Origin of the sequence: Kitasatospora sp. McL0602, from assembly GCF_052076145.1 — a bacterium.
Taxonomy (GTDB): domain Bacteria; phylum Actinomycetota; class Actinomycetes; order Streptomycetales; family Streptomycetaceae; genus Kitasatospora.
Genome location: NZ_CP197246.1, coordinates 3,337,423 through 3,353,988 on the forward strand (window position 1 = coordinate 3,337,423; position 16,566 = coordinate 3,353,988).

Sequence of the window (16,566 nt, forward strand, 5' to 3'; positions counted from 1 at the left end):
AGGCCCTGGTTCCGGGGCCTCCGCCAACCGATCGCCCGGAGTTGCGGCCGTGGTATCCAACCCGAAGCGCTGGTGGGTGCTGATCGTCGTCTCCCTCGCGCAGTTCATCATCGCCATCGACTCGTCGGTCGTGAACGTGATGGGCCCGCGCCTCAAGGAGTCGATCGGCCTGTCCACCACCGGCCTGCAATGGGTCATGAACATCTACGTCCTGCTCTTCGGCGGCCTGCTGCTGCTCGGTGGCCGGCTGGCCGACGTGCTGGGCCGGAAGGCCGTGTTCATCAGCGGCCTGGCTGTCTTCACCATCGCCTCGTTCACCGCCGGATTCGCCCACAGCGAGGGCCAGTTGCTGGCCTCTCGGGCCGCGCAGGGCATCGCCGCCGCCGCGCTCTCGCCCGCCTCGCTCTCCATCCTCGTCACCTCCTTCCCCGACCCGGCCGAGCGCAGCAAGGCCTTCGGCATCTGGGGTGCGGTGATCGGCATCGGTGCCAGCATCGGCACCATCATCGGCGGCGCGATCGCCAACGCCGACTGGCGGTGGGCGTTCTGGATCAACGTGCCGATCGGCCTGATCGTCGGCATCGGCGCCGTCGCACTGGTCGCCAAGAGCGTCCGCAGCGGCCCGCGTCCGCCCGTCGACCTGGTCGGCGCGGCCACGGCCACCGGCGGCGTGTTGCTGCTGGTCTACGGCATCGTCACCACCGACCAGCACGGCTGGGGCTCGGCGCAGACGCTCGGCACCTTCGCCCTCGCGATCGTCCTGCTGGTCACCTTCGTCATCGTCGAGGGCCGCAGCTCCGCGCCGCTCGTCCCGCTGCGGCTGTTCCGCAGCCGGGCGGTCGTCTCGGGTGCGCTCGGCGAGTTCCTGACCGCCGGCCTGATGATGCCGATCTTCTTCCTGATCCCGCTCTACCTCCAGGGTGTGCTCGGCTACAGCCCGCTGCAGACCGGTCTCGCCTGGATCCCGACCAGCCTCGGCCTGATGATCTGCGCCCCGATCGCGTCGCAGCTGATCACCAAGGTCGGCGCCCGCCCGATGTACCTGCTCGGCACGCTGATCCTGGGCGGCACGCTGGCGCTGGCCATCGGCATCCCGCAGCACGGCAGCTTCTGGAGCTTCATGCTGCCGCTGGCCGGCCTCTTCGGTGTCGGCCTGGTCCTCTGCCTGATCGCCACCCCCGTGGTCGGCACCTCGCAGGCCACCGAGGAGGACGCCGGCACCACCTCCGCCCTGCTCAACGCCTCGACCCAGCTGGGCGCCGCCTTCGGCCTGGCCATCGCGGTGACGGTCTTCAACAACCGTGCGGCGCACGAGATCGCCAAGGGCACCAGCGCGAACACCGCTCTGGTGGACGGCCTCAGCATCGCCTTCACCGCGCTCCTGGTGATGCTCGCGCTGAGCTTCCTCAACGGTGTGTTCGGCTTCCGCGGTCTCGGCAAGGCGGAGCCCGCCCCCGTCGAGCCCGCCGTTCTCACCGACGCCTCCTGACGGCCCGCACGGGTCACTCCACCCCAGACCGCCGGTTCCGCCCATCCCCCTGGCGGAACCGGCGGTCTGTCGTTTCGCACCTCACGAACTGGTGTTCTTCTCAGAGGAGTTGGGTCATGAAGTGGGACAACCTCTACATCGCCGGGCTGGGCGCCTACCTCCCGCCGCCGACCAGCGCGGCCGACGCCGCCGCCTCGGGGGCCTTCGACCAACAGGAGTACCTGGACTACCAGATCCGCGCCGTCACCGTCGCCCCACCGGGGATGCCCGCCGTGGACATGGCGGTGGCCGCAGCGTCCCGCGCGGTCAGACGCAGCGGTCACAAGACCGCCGACTTCGGGCTCGTCCTGCACGCCTCGATGTACCACCAGGGCCAGGACATGTGGACGCCCGCGCACTACGTCCAGCGCGAGGTGATCGGCGGCACCGCGATGGCCCTGGACATCCAGCCGGGTGCCAACGGGGGCCTGGCGGCGACCGAGCTGGCCGCCTCGCACCTGGCGAGCCGGCCTGACCACCGCGCCGTGCTGGTGACCTGCGCGGACGCCTTCCGGGGGCCCGGCTTCGACCGCTGGCGCTCGGACAACAACGGCGTCTTCGGCGACGGCGCCGCCGCCCTCGTGCTCTCGCGCTACGGCGGCCCGCTCCAGCTGCGCTCCACCGCCTCCGCCGCGACGCCCGAGCTGGAGCCGGTCTTCCGCGGCTACGACGGCTGGACGGACTCGCCGTTCAGCCGGCCGGGCGCCGTCGACCTGCGCGGGCGCAAGCTCGCCTGGCTCGCCAACGAGCCCGACCCGGCCGCCGCGATGGGCGGCCTGGCCGAGCGGCTGCACGCGGTGGTCGGGCAGGCCCTGCGGGACGCGGGCACCACGCTCGGCGAGATCTCGTACCTCGTGCACGCCAACTTCGGTACGCCCTTCGCGGAGGTCCAGTTCCACAAGCCGCTCGGCATCGACGCCGGCCGGACGATGCACGACTGGGGCCTGGACGTGGGCCACGTCGGCGGGGCGGACCAACTGCTCGGGCTGCACCAGCTGTTGGAGAGCGGACGGGCCCGGCAGGGCGACCTGATCCTCCTGATCGGTGCGGCGATGGGCTTCAGCTGGTCGGCGGCCGTGGTGCAGGTGACCAACTGGGCGCCGTGACAACGCGGTCGGCGCCGGGAGACGGTGGTCTCCCGGCGCCGACGGAGGTGGTGGTCGTGCCCGGTCAGTGCACGGCGATCCTGGGCGGTGTCAACCTGGCCAGGACGTCCCGGAGTTCGGCCAGGAACTCGGCCTCGCTCTCCCGGATGAAGAAGTGCCCGCCGGGCACCGTCCGCGAGTCGAAGAGGCCGGCCGCGTAGCGCTCCCACTCCAGCAGCTCCTCGGGGGTGACGAGCACGTCGTCCAGCCCGGCGAAGGTGTGCACGGGGTAGGGCAGCGGCACGGTGCCGCTCGGGCCGGGGCCGGAGCACATCAGCAGGTCGTCCCGGGCGATCGGGAGCAGGGCGGAGAGCCAGTCGGGGTGGTCGAGCAGCACCTGTGGGATGCCGCCGAGCGAGACCAGGCTCTCGACCAAATCGTGCTCGGTCGCATCCGGCGCGGCGAACTCGGGCGGCGGCAGGTGCGGGGCCCGGTAGGCGCTCAGCAGCAGCGCCTCGGCCGGGCGGGCGCCGCGCGCGTGCCGGCGCTCGGCCAGCGCGAAGGCGATCAGCGCGCCCATGCTGTGGCCGAAGAGCACGTGCGGGTGCTCCAGCTCGGGGCCGAGCTCCTCGTCCAGATCGTCGATCAGGGCCGGCAGATTGGTGAAGCGTTTCTCCGCCATCCGCCCCTCCCGTCCGGGCAGCTGCACGGGCAGCACCCGCACGTCCGGCCCGAGCAGCCGCTGCCACCGGACGTACGTGGACGCCGCGCCGCCCGCGTACGGGAAGCAGAGCATCCGCAGGCCGACGTCCTCCCTGCCCGCCGTGCCGCCTCCCGGCAGATATCGCGTCATACGGCCTCACTCACCTTCGCCACGGCCGCTACCGGCCTGAGCTTGCGGATCTGCGGGCTCCGGCCGCGCAGCATCGAACGCCACTCCTCGGGGCTGAAGTGCGCGGGCTCGGTCGTCTCGATGAAGTCACGCAGCACCGAGATGAAGCGCTGCGGGTCCGACCGGAAGGGGAAGTGCCCCGCCTCCGGGAAGAGTTCGAGCCTACTGCCGGGCATCGAGGCGGCCGCTATCCCCGCGTGGACGGCAGGCACCACCTGGTCGCGCTCGCCCCAGACCAGCATGGTGGGCATGCCCTGGGTCAGGTAACAGCGGTCGAGCATCGTCCCGACCTGGCCGCGCCAGTCGACCACCGCCCGCAGCGTCCGGATGAAGGCGTTGCGCGAGGTGGCGTCCGGCAGCGCGTCCACCACCCGCAGCAGGTCGGGGGCGTCCAACCCGAGGCCGGTGTCGAGCAGTTGCATCAGCTTCACGAAGAGGCCGAGCTGCGTGCGCATGGTCGGCAGCCGCAGGGCGCTCAGCACCAGGTTGGCCCCCGGCAGGGTGGCCGCCTTCAGCACCGGCGTCACCTGCCGCCCGACCCCGCCGGTGCCGACCAGCACCAGCCGCTCCGTCCGCTCGGGGAACTGGTACGCGAACTGCATCGCGACCGCCCCGCCGAGCGAGTGCCCGACCAGGGTGACCCGCTCGATGCCCAGCACCGAGAGCAGGTCCCGCATCCCGTTCGCGTAGCCGCCGAGCGAGTAGTCACCCCTCGGCTTGTCCGAGGCGCCGTGCCCGAGCAGGTCGGGGGCGATCACCCGGTAGCGCTGGGCCAGGCCGGGCATCACCTCCGCCCAGGTCGTCGAGGAGTCGCCTATCCCGTGCACGAGCAGCACCGCGCTGCCCCGCCCGGCCATCCGGAAGGCCCGCCGGTAGCCGTGGACGACCCGGGTCCGCAGGCGGATCTCGTTCAGCGCCGCGGCCGGGCGCGGCTGCCCGTTCGCAGACCCCGCATTGGTCGTCGCCACAGCGCCTCCTACATTCGCTCCGAAACGGTGTGCGAAGAGCTTCGCGCCGGGGGCTTGCGGTGCTCTTAAGACCGACCGGCCCGCCGGGGCTCGGCTGGGTCTCTTAAGGGCAGCGCAAGGCGACGGCGGGAGAGTGCCGTACGCCAGGCGTGTCCCGCATCCGAGAGGGGTCCGACTCCCGTGACAGTAGAGGCAGAAGCTCTCGCTCCGAGCAAGGTCGTCCAGCAGGTCGACCGGGTGGTCATCCGGTTCGCGGGGGACTCGGGTGACGGTATGCAGCTCACCGGTGACCGTTTCACCTCGGAGACGGCGTCGTTCGGCAACGACCTCTCCACCCTGCCGAACTTCCCCGCCGAGATCCGGGCCCCTGCCGGGACGCTGCCGGGTGTCTCCAGCTTCCAGCTGCACTTCGCGGACCACGACATCCTCACCCCGGGCGACGCGCCGAACGTGCTGGTCGCGATGAACCCGGCCGCCCTCAAGGCCAACCTCGCCGACCTCCCGCGCGGCGCCGAACTCATCGTCAACACCGACGAGTTCACCAAGCGGGCGCTGGCGAAGGTCGGCTACGCGGCCGACCCGCTCGGGGACGGCTCGCTGGAGGCGTACCGGCTGCACCCGGTGCCGCTCACCTCGCTGACGGTGGAGGCGCTGAAGGACAGCGGCCTGGCCCGCAAGGACGCCGAACGGGCGAAGAACATGTTCGCGCTCGGCCTGCTGTCCTGGATGTACCACCGGCCCACCCACAGCACCGAAGCCTTCCTGCGGCAGAAGTTCGCCAAGAAGCCCGCCATCGCCGAGGCCAACATCACCGCGTACCGCGCCGGTTGGAACTTCGGCGAGACCACCGAGGACTTCGCCGTCTCCTACGAGGTCGCGCCGAGCACCTTCCCCCCCGGCACCTACCGGAACATCTCGGGGAATCTGGCGCTGTCGTACGGGTTGATCGCGGCGGCGCGGCGCAGTGGGTTGCCGTTGTTCCTGGGGTCGTATCCGATCACTCCGGCGTCGGACATCCTGCACGAGTTGAGCCGGCACAAGAACTTCGGGGTGCGGACCTTCCAGGCGGAGGACGAGATCGCCGGGGTGGGTGCGGCGCTGGGTGCGGCGTTCGGTGGGGCGTTGGGTGTGACGACGACGTCGGGGCCGGGTGTGGCGTTGAAGTCGGAGACGATCGGGTTGGCGGTGTCGTTGGAGTTGCCGTTGCTGGTGGTGGACATCCAGCGGGGCGGGCCGTCGACGGGGTTGCCGACCAAGACCGAGCAGGCGGATCTGTTGCAGGCGATGTTCGGGCGCAACGGTGAGGCGCCGGTGCCGATCGTGGCTCCGGCGACGGCGGCGGAGTGCTTCGACGCGGCGTTGGAGGCGGCGCGGATCGCGGTGACCTACCGGACTCCGGTGCTGCTGCTCTCGGACGGGTACCTGGCGAACGGCTCGGAGCCGTGGCGCATCCCGGACGTCGAGGAACTGCCGGTGATCGCGCCGGACTTCGCGCAGGGCCCGAACCACGTGCTGGAGGACGGCGCGGAGGTGTTCTGGCCGTACAAGCGTGACCCGCAGACGCTGGCCCGTCCGTGGGCGGTGCCGGGCACGGCCGGGTTGGAGCACCGGATCGGCGGCATCGAGAAGCAGGACGGCACCGGCAACATCTCCTACGACCCCGCCAACCACGAGCACATGGTCCGCACCCGGCGTGCCAAGGTCGACGGCATCGCCGTCCGCCCGATCGAAGTGGACGACCTGACGGCAGACGCGCGGGTGCTGGTGCTCGGCTGGGGCTCGACCTACGGGCCGATCACCGCCGCCGTCCGGCGGATCCGCCGCGAGGGCGGGCGGATCGCCCAGGCCCACCTGCGGAACATCAACCCCTTCCCCGCCAACCTCGGTGCGGTGCTGAAGAGTTACGACCGGGTCATCGTGCCCGAGATGAACCTCGGCCAACTCGCCCTGCTGCTCCGCGCCGAATTCCTGGTCGACGTCCAGTCGTTCACCCAGGTCACCGGCCTGCCGTTCAAGGCCGAGCAGCTCGCCGACGCACTCCGGACGGCTCTCGCCGGCCTCACCGCCTTCTCGGACGGAGCCCCCAGCCATGTCTGACAGCTTCCGGTCGCTGAGTCTGGTGCCGAAGTCCGAAACGCCGCTCGCGGCCCGGGACTTCAAGACGGACCAGGAGGTCCGCTGGTGCCCCGGCTGCGGTGACTACGCGATCCTCGCCGCCGTCCAGTCGTTCATGCCCGAACTCGGCATCAAGCGCGAGAACACCGTCTTCGTCTCCGGCATCGGCTGCTCCTCCCGCTTCCCGTACTACATGAACACCTTCGGCATGCACTCCATCCACGGCCGCGCCCCGGCCATCGCCACCGGCCTCGCCGCCTCCCGCCCCGACCTCTCCGTCTGGGTCGTCACCGGCGACGGCGACGCCCTCTCCATCGGCGGCAACCACCTCATCCACGCCCTGCGCCGCAACGTCAACCTCAAGATCCTGCTCTTCAACAACCGCATCTACGGCCTCACCAAAGGCCAGTACTCACCCACCAGCGAGATCGGGAAGATCACCAAGTCCACCCCCATGGGCTCCCTCGACCACCCCTTCAACCCCCTCTCCCTGGCCATCGGCGCCGAAGCCACCTTCGTCGCCCGCACCATCGACTCCGACCGCCAACACCTCACCTCCGTGCTCCGCGCCGCAGCCGAACACGAAGGCACCGCCCTCGTCGAGATCTACCAGAACTGCAACATCTTCAACGATGGCGCCTTCGAAATCCTCAAAGCTGCGACATCCAAAGACGGCGCCACCCGCGACGAAGCCCTCATCCGCCTCGAACACGGCCAACCCATCACCTCCGCCGGCCAAGGCGTCTTCCGCGACAACGACGGCGAACTCCACACCGCCGCCCTCACCGACACCAACCGCGCCGACGTCCTGATCCACGACGCCCACGCCACCAGCCCCGCCCGCGCCTTCGCCCTCACCCGCATCGCCGACGCCGACACACTCCACCACACCCCCATCGGCGTCCTGCGCGACATCCGGCGCCCGGTCTACGACACCCTCATGACCGACCAACTCGCCACCGCCGTCCAGCAACAGGGCCCCGGCGACCTCACCACCCTGCTCACCGGCAACGACACCTGGACCGTCAACTAGCCTGCCCCGGAAGGGATCTCCCATGGCGTACGTGATAGCCGCCCCCTGCGTGGACGTGAAGGACAGAGCCTGCCTGGACGAGTGCCCGGTGGACTGCATCTACGAGGGGCAGCGCTCGCAGTACATCCACCCGGACGAGTGCGTCGACTGCGGGGCCTGCGAGCCGGTCTGCCCGGTCGAGGCGATCTTCTTCCAGGACGAACTCCCAGATGAGTGGTCCGACTTCGCGCGCGCCAACGCCGAGGTCTTCATCCCCCTCGGCTCGCCGGGCGGGGCCTCGACCGTGCCGTCGTTCAGCGAGGACCACCCCGTGGTGAGCGCCTTCGTCCCGAGCCAGGGCTGAGGCCCGCCGTGCCGCGCGGAGTCGGGCTCGACACCACCGCCGTAGTGACCGCCGCACTCGCCGTCGTCGACGAGCGCGGCCCCGGCGCGCTCACCCTCGCCGCGGTGGCCGCCCACACGGGTGTCGCCACCCCGTCCCTCTACAAGCACGTCAAGGGTCTCGCCGATCTGCGCGCCCTCGCCTCCGACCGGGTACGGGCCGAACTCGGCACCGAACTCCGCGAGGCCGTCCAGGGCCGCAGCTCGGCCGAAGCCGTCTCCGCCCTGCTCCGCGCCCATCAGGACTACGCCGAGCGCCAGCCGCACCGCTACGCCCTGCTGGTCTCCCGCGAGCAGCAGCCCGGAGTCGCCGGCTCCGCCGACCAGTTGGACGTGGTGATGGCCGCAGCCCTCCGCGGCTACGAACTCCCCGAGAGCGAACTCCGTCACGCCACTCAGGCCCTGCGCGCGGTCGCCCTCGCCTCCGCAGCCCTCGGCGGCTCCGCCGAAGCCCGCGGCCTGCTCGTCCAACTCTTCACCACCGGCCTCCGGGCGCTGCCCGCCGGCTAGCCCGACGCAGCTGGTGAGCCCAGGGGCGCGGGGAACTGCGCCCCTGGGCTCAGCGTCCGACGCCGACCGGCCCTGCGGCCGGGTCCGCGGCCCACATCCGGCCGTACAGTTCGCGCCGTGAGGAGACCTCGAGCTTCTGCAGCACCGTGCTGACGTAGTTCTTCACCGTCTGCCGGGCCAGGTGGAGTTCGTCGGCGATCTCGTCGTTGGAGAAGCGCCGCAGCAGCAGACCGAGCACCTCGCGCTCCCGCACCGTCATGCCGCCCTGCTGGAGGTCGGCCGCCATCCAGCACTCGTCCTCCCTCGGGCTTTCCTGGCTGGTGAGCCAGACGTGCCGCCCGGCGACGAGCCTCCCGACGGCCTCGACCACGGCGGCGGTCTCCACCGAGCGGTGGACGAAGCCGTCGGCGGCGCCGCGCAGGCACTCGATGACGACGCTCAGCTCGCTGCGCTCGGTGTAGACGAGGACGAGCGGCGCGCCGGTGAGGGCCTTGAGCCGACGGCCGAGGCGGATGCCGTCCCAGGGGGCGCGCAGGTCGCAGTCGGTGACCACCAGGTCGGGCCGGGTGTCCTGGCAGAGCCGCCAGGCGGCTTCCGCGGTGGCGGCGGCCGCGACCGTCTCGACGATGTTCGCGTCCCGCAGCAGGCCGGAGACGGCCCACCGCACCAGCGGCCACTGGTCCACGACGAGGGCCCGCCGCATCCGGCCGGGGGCCGGCTCCATGTCACCCGTCCCGCCGTACTCCTCCGACGTACCGTTCACCGTTCACCGTCCCTCGGTATCGACCGCGCTCACCGCACAGACCGCGCCCGCCACCAGGACCTGGATTGCCCCGGAATGACACTGTCACGTACAGCGATTGTCAGGACGGCCGAGAAGGCCGGTCAACGCGCACCGGGCTTGTTTCGCAAGTACGAGCAGGGAGTTGCGACACTGCGGGCTGAAACCTCCGAACGACCGCCAGTCGGCTCGCACGGACACCCGTGGTGCGAACTGTCGCTCGACGCACCGTCACCACCTCGGTACCGGGAGTACCGCCCGTTCGGCCCAATCGAGTACCGCCGGTCCTAACCGGTCCGCCGGTGGGCTTCCTAACCTGATCGCGGACGGGGGGAGCGTCCGCCGGCTACGGGTCTCGCCTCCTCCGGCTGTACCAGCCCGCAGCTGCGCTTACGAGTGGAGATCACCGTGCCAGAGAAAGCACCAGGTCAGACCCTCGATCAAGCTGTTCGCCGGCAGCCCTCGCCGACGCCGGTACCGGGCGCCTCGGCCCTGGTGCACCATCTGGTGCACCGGCCGAACACCCCCGAAGGAGTAGTGCTCGGCACCACCGGCCCCACCGAGCAGCAGTTCGCCGTCTCGGCCCTGCTACCCGAACGGCACCCGCTCTTCAACGACGGCGCCGACCTCTTCCACGACCTGCACTCCCCGGCCGAAGTCCTGCGCCGCACCGCCCTCTTCGTCTCGCACCGCTACTTCCGGGTGCCGCAGGAGCGGCCCGCCGTGTTCGCCGCGACGGAGGTCGCGGTGACGGAGCTGGAGCCGTGGCGGCGCACGCCCGGCCCGACGCACCTGGCGATGGACATCACGCTCAGCCCGGCCGACGTGGTGAGCGGTGTGCCGCGCGGGCTGGAGTGCGAGTCGACGCTCTACGTCGAGGGCAGGCGCTGCGGCACCGCCGCCGCCCGGCTGGTCTTCCTGATGCCCAGGGTCTACCAGAACCACCGCGAGCGCGGCCGGGTGATGAGCCGCTCCGACTTCACCGGCCCGGCCGAGGGCGAGCAGTGGACGTCGGCGCCGCCCGCACGGTCCGTCGGCCGGGCCGACCAGGTCAACGTGGTGCTCGGCCGGCCGCTGCTCACCCCGGAGGGCGAGCTGGTGGTCGAGGTCGTCACCGACCCGCGCAACGAGGTGTACGCCGAGGCGACGACCGACCACGTGCCCGCCCTGGTGCTGATCGAGGCGACCAGGCAGGCCGCCCTGCTGCTGGCCGGCGAGCTGCACGGCTTCACTGCGGGCAGCTGCGTGCTCGGCCGCTGGAACGCCCGCTTCCAGGGCTTCGCCGAGCCCGATCTACCGCTCCACTGCCGGGCCACGGCAGGCGAGTTGGCCCGCTCCGCCGACGGACGGCCGGCCCTGCCGGTCGCACTCACGCTGCACCAGGGCACCCGGCAGATCGCCGCCGTCGACACCGTCGTCCTCCAGGACTACTGATGTCGACGGCCGGAGATCCCATCAGATTCCGCGTGCTCGGCCCGATCAGCATGACCCCGCACACGCCGACCGCCGCCAAGGTCCGCGTGCTGCTGGCGACGCTGCTCGTCCGGGCGAACGAGGCCGTCTCCACGGCGGCCCTGATCGACGAGCTCTGGGACATCCACCCGCCGCGCACCGCGGCCACCACCCTCCAGGTCTACGTCTCCCAACTCCGGCGTGCGCTGGGCGAGATACCGTCCGAATCACGCGCCGCCGACCGCCGTCTGCACACCGTGCCACCCGGCTACCGGCTCTCCGTGAGCGAGCCCGAACTCGACCTGAGCCGCTTCGAGACGCTGCGCCGCACCGGCAAGGAGGCGTACGACCAGGGCGACTTCGCCACCGCCGCGACGGACCTGCGGGCGAGCCTGGCGCTCTGGACCGGCCTGCCACTCTCCGGCGTGCCGCACGGCCCGGTGCTGGCCACCACCAGCGTCCGGCTGGAGGAGCTGCGCACGGTCACCCTGGAGCAGCGCATCGCCGCCGATCTGCGGCTCGGCCGTCACCATGAACTCACCGGCGAGCTCATGGAGTTGGTGAACCAGCACCCGTACCGGGAGACCCTGCACGCCCACCTGATGGTCGCGCTCTACCGTTCGGACCGGCAGTCGGACGCGATGCAGGCGTACCGGCGGGCCCGAAAGGCGCTGGTGGACGAGCTCGGGGTGGAGCCCGGCGCCGGGCTGCGGCGGCTGCACGACCGCATCCTGCGCTCCGACCCGCTGCTGGCCTGGCAGGACCCGACCCCGGCCCGGCCGCAGCCCAGCGCCCCGGCGCTCTGGCTGCCGCCCGCCACCGTCGACTTCACCGGGCGGGAGGCCGCGCTGGCGACGGCCGCCAAGCTGCTGCCCGGGGAGAACGGGCCCGGTGGCCGCCAGGTGCTGGTGGTCGGCGGCCGCGCGGGTGTCGGCAAGAGCACCTTCGCGGCGGAGTTCGCCCGGCGGAACGCCGAGAGCTTCCCCGACGGCCAGGTGATGCTGGCGCTGCGCGGCTCCCAGGACCGCGCCCTGGACACCGCGCAGACCATGCTCGGCCTGCTCCGCAGAATCGGTCCGGCAACCGGCGACCAGGCAGCAACCGGCAGCCTGGGCGCGGGCCGGACGGACCAGATCGGTGCCGACCCGGCCGAGCTGGGCGCGCACCTGCACCGGGCCGTCGAGGGGCGCCGCCTGCTGGTGGTGCTCGACGACGCCGCATCCGAGGACCAGCTCCGGCCGGTGCTCGCGGCGATGCCGGACGTCTTCACCGTGGTCACCAGCCGACGCCCGCTGACCGGCCTGGACGGCGCCCGCCACCTGGTGCTGGACGTGCTGCGGCCCTCCGAGGCGCAGCGGCTGCTCGCGTCGATCGTCGGGCCCCGGCTCGCCGAGGACCAGGCGGCCGGGCGGGAGATCGTCCGGCTCTGCGGCTGCCTGCCGCTGGCCGTCCGAGTCGCGGGGAGCGGTCTGGCCGCCCGCCCGCACTGGTCCGCCGCCGACTGGGCGGCCCGGCTGGCCGACGAGAGCGCCGGGCTGACGCCCTTCGTGGCCGGCGATCTCGACGTCCGGGCCAGCCTGCTGGTCGGCTACCGCGAGGTCGGGCCCGCCGAGCAGCGCGCCTTCCGGCTGCTCGCACTGGCGGCCGTGCCGGACTTCCCGCTCTGGACGGCCGCCGCGCTGCTCGATCTGCCTCCGGCGGAGGCCGAGCAGGTGGTGGAGCGGCTGGTCGAGTCCCAGCTGCTCGGGGTGCGCCGCAGCGCCCCGGGCCAGCCCTGCCGCTACAGCTACCACCGACTGCTGCGCACGCTGGCCCTGGAACTGCTCGCCGCCGACCCGCCCGGCGCCGTCGAGGCCGGGACGGAGCGGCTGGCGACGGCCTTCCTCTCGTACGCGCAGTACGCCGCCGCGCTGCTCACCCCGGAGAGCTCGGAGCGGCCGGCCGGTGGCGCCGGTCCGCTCTCCTGCGCGCAGGTGGTGGGTGACAACCCGGCGCGCTGGTTCCAGGACGAGGCGGCGGGGCTGGTCGGCACCGTCCGGCAGGCGCACACCGCCGGGCTCTGGCTGCTGACCTGGGAGCTGACGCGGGCGCTGGCGGGGTACTTCGAGGCAGGTTCGGTCTGGGACGACTGGGCGGCGACGCACGAGCTGGCCCTGTCGGCGGCGCACCGCGCCGAGCATCCGGGCGCGCGGGCGACGGTGCTGGCCTCGCTCGGGGATCTGGCCTGGCAGCAGCGGCTGGGGCCGCAGGCGACCGAGCACTACGAGACGGCCCGGGTGATCCACCACGCGGCGGGCGACCGGCTCGGCGAGGCGCGCTGCCTGGTCGGCCTGGCGGACGTCGCGCTCACCGACGGCGAGCCGGGCCAGGCGGGGAAGCTCTACGCGCAGGCGGCCGAGCTGTTCGGCGACGAGCCCCAGGGGCAGCGCGGCCGGGCGGACGTGCTGCGCGGGGTGGCTTTGGCACACCTGTTGGCGGGGCGGGCGGAGGACGCCCTGCTGGGCCTCGGGGAGTTCGTGGACGCGGCGCAGCGCCTCGGCGACCGACGGTGGACCCAGTTCGGCAGCCGGTCGATCGACCGCGTCCAGGAGCACGTCATCGACTGGGCGGACCGGCAGCGGCCGGAGGCGGTGGAGGTGCGGCCGGGGGTGTGGCTGGTCGGCGGCGCCTGAGCGAGGGTGGTCGGGTACGCCCGTGAATGTAGTTCAACGTTCAACCTTGCATCTTGTTGAGCGTTGAACTACTATCAGGGGCACAGGCCAGAGAAACCCCCGAAGGAGGCCGACATGCCCGCCGTGACCGTCGACAACCCGCTGACCCTCCCGCGCGTCACCACCCCCGACCCCACCGTCACGGCAGCCCGGCCGGTCCTCACCGTGGTCACCGCCCCCGAGGGCTACGAGGGCGAGGGCTTCCCCGTCCGCCGCGCCTTCGCCAAGATCAACACCAAGTACCTCGACCCGTTCATCATGATGGACCAGATGGGCGAGGTGGACTACGCCGCCGGCGAGCCCAAGGGCACCCCGTGGCACCCGCACCGCGGCTTCGAGACGGTCACCTATCTGATCGACGGCGAGTTCATCCACAAGGACTCGCACGGCGGCGGCGGCCACCTCGGCGGCGGCGACACCCAGTGGATGACTGCCGGTTCGGGCATCCTGCACATCGAGACCCCGCCCGAGTCACTCGTCATGACCGGCGGCCTCTTCCACGGCATCCAGCTGTGGGTCAACCTGCCCGCCTCCGACAAGATGACCACCCCGCGCTACCAGGACATCCACGGCGGGCACGTCAAGCTGGTCTCCACCCCGGACGGCGGCACGATCCTGCGCCTGATCGCGGGCGAGCTCGACGGCCACCAGGGCCCCGGCAGCACCCACACCCCGATCACGCTGATCCACGCCACCGTCACCCCCGGCGCCCAGCTGACCATCCCGTGGCGCAAGGACTTCAACGCCCTCGCGTACGTCCTGAACGGTGACGGCACCGTCGGCGCCGAGGCCCGCCCGATCCGCTCCGGCCAGGCGGCGGTCTTCGGCGAGGGCGACACCCTCACCATCGCCGCCGATGCCAAGCAGGACTCGCGCCACCCCAACCTGGACGTGATCATCCTGGGCGGGCAGCCGATCCGCGAACCGGTCGCCCACTACGGGCCGTTCGTGATGAACAGCCACCAGGAGCTCCAGCAGGCCATGCTGGACTACCAGTCGGGAGCCTTCGGCCAGCCCGTCGACTGACTCGGCCCGCCGCTGAACGGAACGGGGAGCCGCGCGATCCGCGCGGCTCCCCGTTTCCGTCTGCCGGTGCTACTGGGCCGGGTCGGTGATGGTGTCGGTGCCGTTCTCCAGGTGGCCGGCCAGGCGGCGGAGGAAGGCGTCCGGGGTGGGGGCCGTGACGGTGAGGTCGTACCAACCGCGGGTGGTGGCGAAGGAGGCGCTGGCTGAGCCGCCGACGGGGACGGCGTACGTCCAGGGGCCGCCGGTGCCGTAGGCGTTGTCGGTCACGGTGACCGTCGCCGCCGTGCCGCCGGTGTTGCTGAAGGTCAGGTTGATCCGGCCGTTCACGGTGTCGTACGAGGACGCCACCTCCAGCAGGGCCGCCCCGCTGCCGCAGGCGGTCGAGCGGTTGCCCTTGAAGCGCCGGTGGAAGCCGTTCGGGCCGTACAGCGAGAGGTCGTACGCGCCGGTGGGCGTGCCCCCCGACCAGTAGTCGGAGACCTTCGCCCCGGCGCCGACGGTGTAGAGCCACGGGCCGTCGGTGCGGTAGGCGTTCGGGTAGACGTAGTAGACGACGCCCGCCGAGCCGGTGTTGGTCATGTCGATCCAGAACTTGCCGCCCGAGCAGTCCGTGCGCCCGTTGGCGTTCGGCTGGTACGGCAGCGCACGGGCCGGGCGCGCGCCCGACTCCTGCACCGGCCGGCTCTGCACCGAGGGCACCACCGGGGCGGGCAGCGTCGAGCACTCGTTGTCGGCCGCGCCGACGTACGTGCTGGTGTCGGGCAGCGCAGGGAAGCCGCTCGCCGCCGCGCCGAAGCCGAAGACCGAGGTCAGGTCACCGGCGACGGACCGGCGCCAGGCGCTGATGTTCGGCTCCTTGACGCCGAAGCGCTGCTCCAGGAAGCGGATCACCGAAGTGTGGTCGAAGACCTGGGAGTTGACGTATCCACCACGCGTCCACGGCGAGACGACGATCAGCGGCACCCGGGGGCCCATGCCGATCGGCTGCCCGGCGCTGATCTCCCCGGTGGTGCTCACCGAGCTGATGCCCTGCGAGGAGGAGGCCGGCGGCACCGGCGGCGGCATGTGGTCGAAGAAGCCGCCGTTCTCGTCGTAGTTGAGGATGAACGCGGTCTGCGACCACGTCGCCTGGTTGGCCGCCAGCACCTTCAGCAGCCGGGCCGTCAGGTCCTCGCCGTACGCGGGCTTGTAGTTGGCGTGCTCGGAGAGGTTCGCCGGCGCGACGATCCAGGAGACCTGCGGCAGCGTGCCGTTGTCGATGTCGCTCTTGAACGCCGCGACGAGGTCGGGCACCGTCGCCATGCCCTTGTCGTGCAGGGCCGAACCCGGCTTGGCCTTCTTGAAGTTGGCGAACCAGGCGAGCGCGTTGTCGTCGAAGTTGTCGCTCTGCTGGTAGACCTTCCAGCTGACGCCCGCCGCCTCCAGGCGCTCCGCGTACGTCGTCCAACTGAAGCCCGCCGACGGCTCGGTGTTGTCGAGCACCGCCGACTGGCCCACCGAGAGCCCGTTGGAGCCGGTGAAGAGGTGCAGCCGGTTGGGGTTGGTCTGGGTCAGCGTCGAGCAGAAGTACGCGTCGCAGATGGTGAAGTTGTCGGCCAGCGCGTAGTAGAACGGCAGGTCGGTGCGGTTGAAGTAGCCCATCCCGAGGCCCGGCGTGCGGGCGGTGTTCCAGGAGTCGTACTTGCCCTTGTTGAAGATCGCGGTGTCGACCGGGTAGCTCATCGCCGGGGCGTTGACGCAGATCGCGCTGGTCGTCGCGGTGTTCATCCGGAACGGCAGGATGTAGCCGTCGGAGTTCGAGTACGGCTGGTACAGCACCGACTTGCCGCTCGGCAGGGTGATCGCGTTGCGGTCACCGAAGCCCCGGACGCCGTTCATCGTGCCGTAGTAGTGGTCGAAGGCCCGGTTCTCCTGCATGAAGATCACCACGTGCTGCACGTCGCTGATCGTGCCCGTGCCCGCGACCGCCGGGGCGGCGACGGCCTGCTGAAGCGACTCCGGCAGAGCCGAGAGAGTGGCACCCGCACCGGCGGTGACGGCTGCCATGCTGATGAACTTGCGTCGCGAAAGGGGTTCCACCTGAG

Annotated in this window: 13 protein-coding genes; 9 read left to right on the forward strand and 4 right to left on the reverse strand. The window is 71.7% G+C overall.

Features of this window, described 5'->3' with window-relative positions; translation table 11 throughout:
* Positions 1 to 49 precede the first annotated feature (49 nt).
* Together ACR68M_RS15080 and ACR68M_RS15085 are read left to right on the forward strand one after the other, a co-directional pair.
* Positions 50 to 1,489 carry a DHA2 family efflux MFS transporter permease subunit gene (locus tag ACR68M_RS15080; RefSeq protein ID WP_441251003.1) on the forward strand — a complete coding sequence of 480 codons (1,440 nt, stop codon included), beginning with the start codon at positions 50 to 52 and terminating at the stop codon, positions 1,487 to 1,489.
* A 116-nt stretch (positions 1,490 to 1,605) separates the two neighbouring features.
* Positions 1,606 to 2,634, forward strand: a complete 1,029-nt coding sequence (locus ACR68M_RS15085) for a ketoacyl-ACP synthase III family protein (protein WP_441251004.1) — start codon at positions 1,606 to 1,608, stop codon at positions 2,632 to 2,634.
* A 64-nt stretch (positions 2,635 to 2,698) separates the two neighbouring features.
* Here ACR68M_RS15085 and ACR68M_RS15090 read toward each other — a convergent pair whose 3' ends face one another.
* The gene (locus tag ACR68M_RS15090; protein WP_441251005.1) at positions 2,699 to 3,466 is read right to left on the reverse strand and encodes a thioesterase II family protein; all 768 of its coding nucleotides are present in this window, start codon (positions 3,464 to 3,466) and stop codon (positions 2,699 to 2,701) included.
* The gene (locus ACR68M_RS15095; protein ID WP_441251006.1) at positions 3,463 to 4,473 is read right to left on the reverse strand and encodes an alpha/beta fold hydrolase; all 1,011 of its coding nucleotides are present in this window, start codon (positions 4,471 to 4,473) and stop codon (positions 3,463 to 3,465) included. Before ACR68M_RS15095 ends, ACR68M_RS15090 begins: the two co-directional genes overlap by 4 nt.
* A 180-nt stretch (positions 4,474 to 4,653) precedes the next feature.
* On the opposite strand from ACR68M_RS15095, the gene ACR68M_RS15100 reads away from it, so the two are divergent.
* Genes ACR68M_RS15100 through ACR68M_RS15115 form a run of 4 tightly spaced genes read left to right on the forward strand, consistent with a single transcriptional unit; the run spans position 4,654 to position 8,512 of the window.
* Positions 4,654 to 6,570: a 2-oxoacid:acceptor oxidoreductase subunit alpha gene (locus ACR68M_RS15100; RefSeq protein WP_441251007.1), complete on the forward strand. Its 1,917-nt coding sequence runs from the start codon at positions 4,654 to 4,656 to the stop codon at positions 6,568 to 6,570.
* Complete coding sequence (locus ACR68M_RS15105) at positions 6,563 to 7,621, forward strand: 2-oxoacid:ferredoxin oxidoreductase subunit beta (protein ID WP_441251008.1); 1,059 nt, start codon at positions 6,563 to 6,565, stop codon at positions 7,619 to 7,621. Before ACR68M_RS15100 ends, ACR68M_RS15105 begins: the two co-directional genes overlap by 8 nt.
* Before the next feature lie 22 nt (positions 7,622 to 7,643).
* Positions 7,644 to 7,964: a ferredoxin gene (gene fdxA / locus ACR68M_RS15110; RefSeq protein ID WP_441251009.1), complete on the forward strand. Its 321-nt coding sequence runs from the start codon at positions 7,644 to 7,646 to the stop codon at positions 7,962 to 7,964.
* A gap of 8 nt (positions 7,965 to 7,972) precedes the next feature.
* Positions 7,973 to 8,512 carry a TetR/AcrR family transcriptional regulator gene (locus tag ACR68M_RS15115; RefSeq protein WP_441251010.1) on the forward strand — a complete coding sequence of 180 codons (540 nt, stop codon included), beginning with the start codon at positions 7,973 to 7,975 and terminating at the stop codon, positions 8,510 to 8,512.
* A gap of 49 nt (positions 8,513 to 8,561) precedes the next feature.
* On the opposite strand, the gene ACR68M_RS15120 is transcribed toward ACR68M_RS15115, so the two are convergent.
* Positions 8,562 to 9,275 (reverse strand): response regulator, encoded by a 714-nt coding sequence (locus ACR68M_RS15120; protein ID WP_441251011.1) that lies wholly within the window; start codon positions 9,273 to 9,275, stop codon positions 8,562 to 8,564.
* Positions 9,276 to 9,830: 555 nt separating this feature from the next.
* Between ACR68M_RS15120 and ACR68M_RS15125 the strand changes: the two genes are divergently transcribed.
* The 3 genes from ACR68M_RS15125 (at position 9,831) to ACR68M_RS15135 (ending at position 14,482) form a co-directional block, all read left to right on the forward strand.
* Positions 9,831 to 10,727 carry an AfsA-related hotdog domain-containing protein gene (locus ACR68M_RS15125; protein ID WP_441251012.1) on the forward strand — a complete coding sequence of 299 codons (897 nt, stop codon included), beginning with the start codon at positions 9,831 to 9,833 and terminating at the stop codon, positions 10,725 to 10,727.
* Entirely contained in the window at positions 10,727 to 13,417 is a 2,691-nt protein-coding gene (locus ACR68M_RS15130) for a BTAD domain-containing putative transcriptional regulator (RefSeq protein ID WP_441251013.1), read from the forward strand. Before ACR68M_RS15125 ends, ACR68M_RS15130 begins: the two co-directional genes overlap by 1 nt.
* 114 nt (positions 13,418 to 13,531) lie before the next feature.
* The gene (locus ACR68M_RS15135) at positions 13,532 to 14,482 is read left to right on the forward strand and encodes a pirin family protein (RefSeq protein WP_441251014.1); all 951 of its coding nucleotides are present in this window, start codon (positions 13,532 to 13,534) and stop codon (positions 14,480 to 14,482) included.
* 69 nt (positions 14,483 to 14,551) lie between these two features.
* On the opposite strand, the gene ACR68M_RS15140 is transcribed toward ACR68M_RS15135, so the two are convergent.
* Positions 14,552 to 16,561 (reverse strand): phosphocholine-specific phospholipase C, encoded by a 2,010-nt coding sequence (locus ACR68M_RS15140; protein WP_441251015.1) that lies wholly within the window; start codon positions 16,559 to 16,561, stop codon positions 14,552 to 14,554.
* Between the last annotated feature and the right edge of the window lie 5 nt (positions 16,562 to 16,566).

Excerpts from the sequence above, each read along its gene's own strand:
- ACR68M_RS15085 (WP_441251004.1), top strand. The coding sequence starts at position 1,606 with ATGAAGTGGGACAACCTCTACATCGCCGGGCTGGGCGCCTACCTCCCG.
- ACR68M_RS15090 (WP_441251005.1), bottom strand. The coding sequence starts at position 3,466 with ATGACGCGATATCTGCCGGGAGGCGGCACGGCGGGCAGGGAGGACGTC.
- ACR68M_RS15105 (WP_441251008.1), top strand. The coding sequence starts at position 6,563 with ATGTCTGACAGCTTCCGGTCGCTGAGTCTGGTGCCGAAGTCCGAAACG.
- fdxA (WP_441251009.1), top strand. The coding sequence starts at position 7,644 with ATGGCGTACGTGATAGCCGCCCCCTGCGTGGACGTGAAGGACAGAGCC.
- ACR68M_RS15130 (WP_441251013.1), top strand. The coding sequence starts at position 10,727 with ATGTCGACGGCCGGAGATCCCATCAGATTCCGCGTGCTCGGCCCGATC.
- ACR68M_RS15135 (WP_441251014.1), top strand. The coding sequence starts at position 13,532 with ATGCCCGCCGTGACCGTCGACAACCCGCTGACCCTCCCGCGCGTCACC.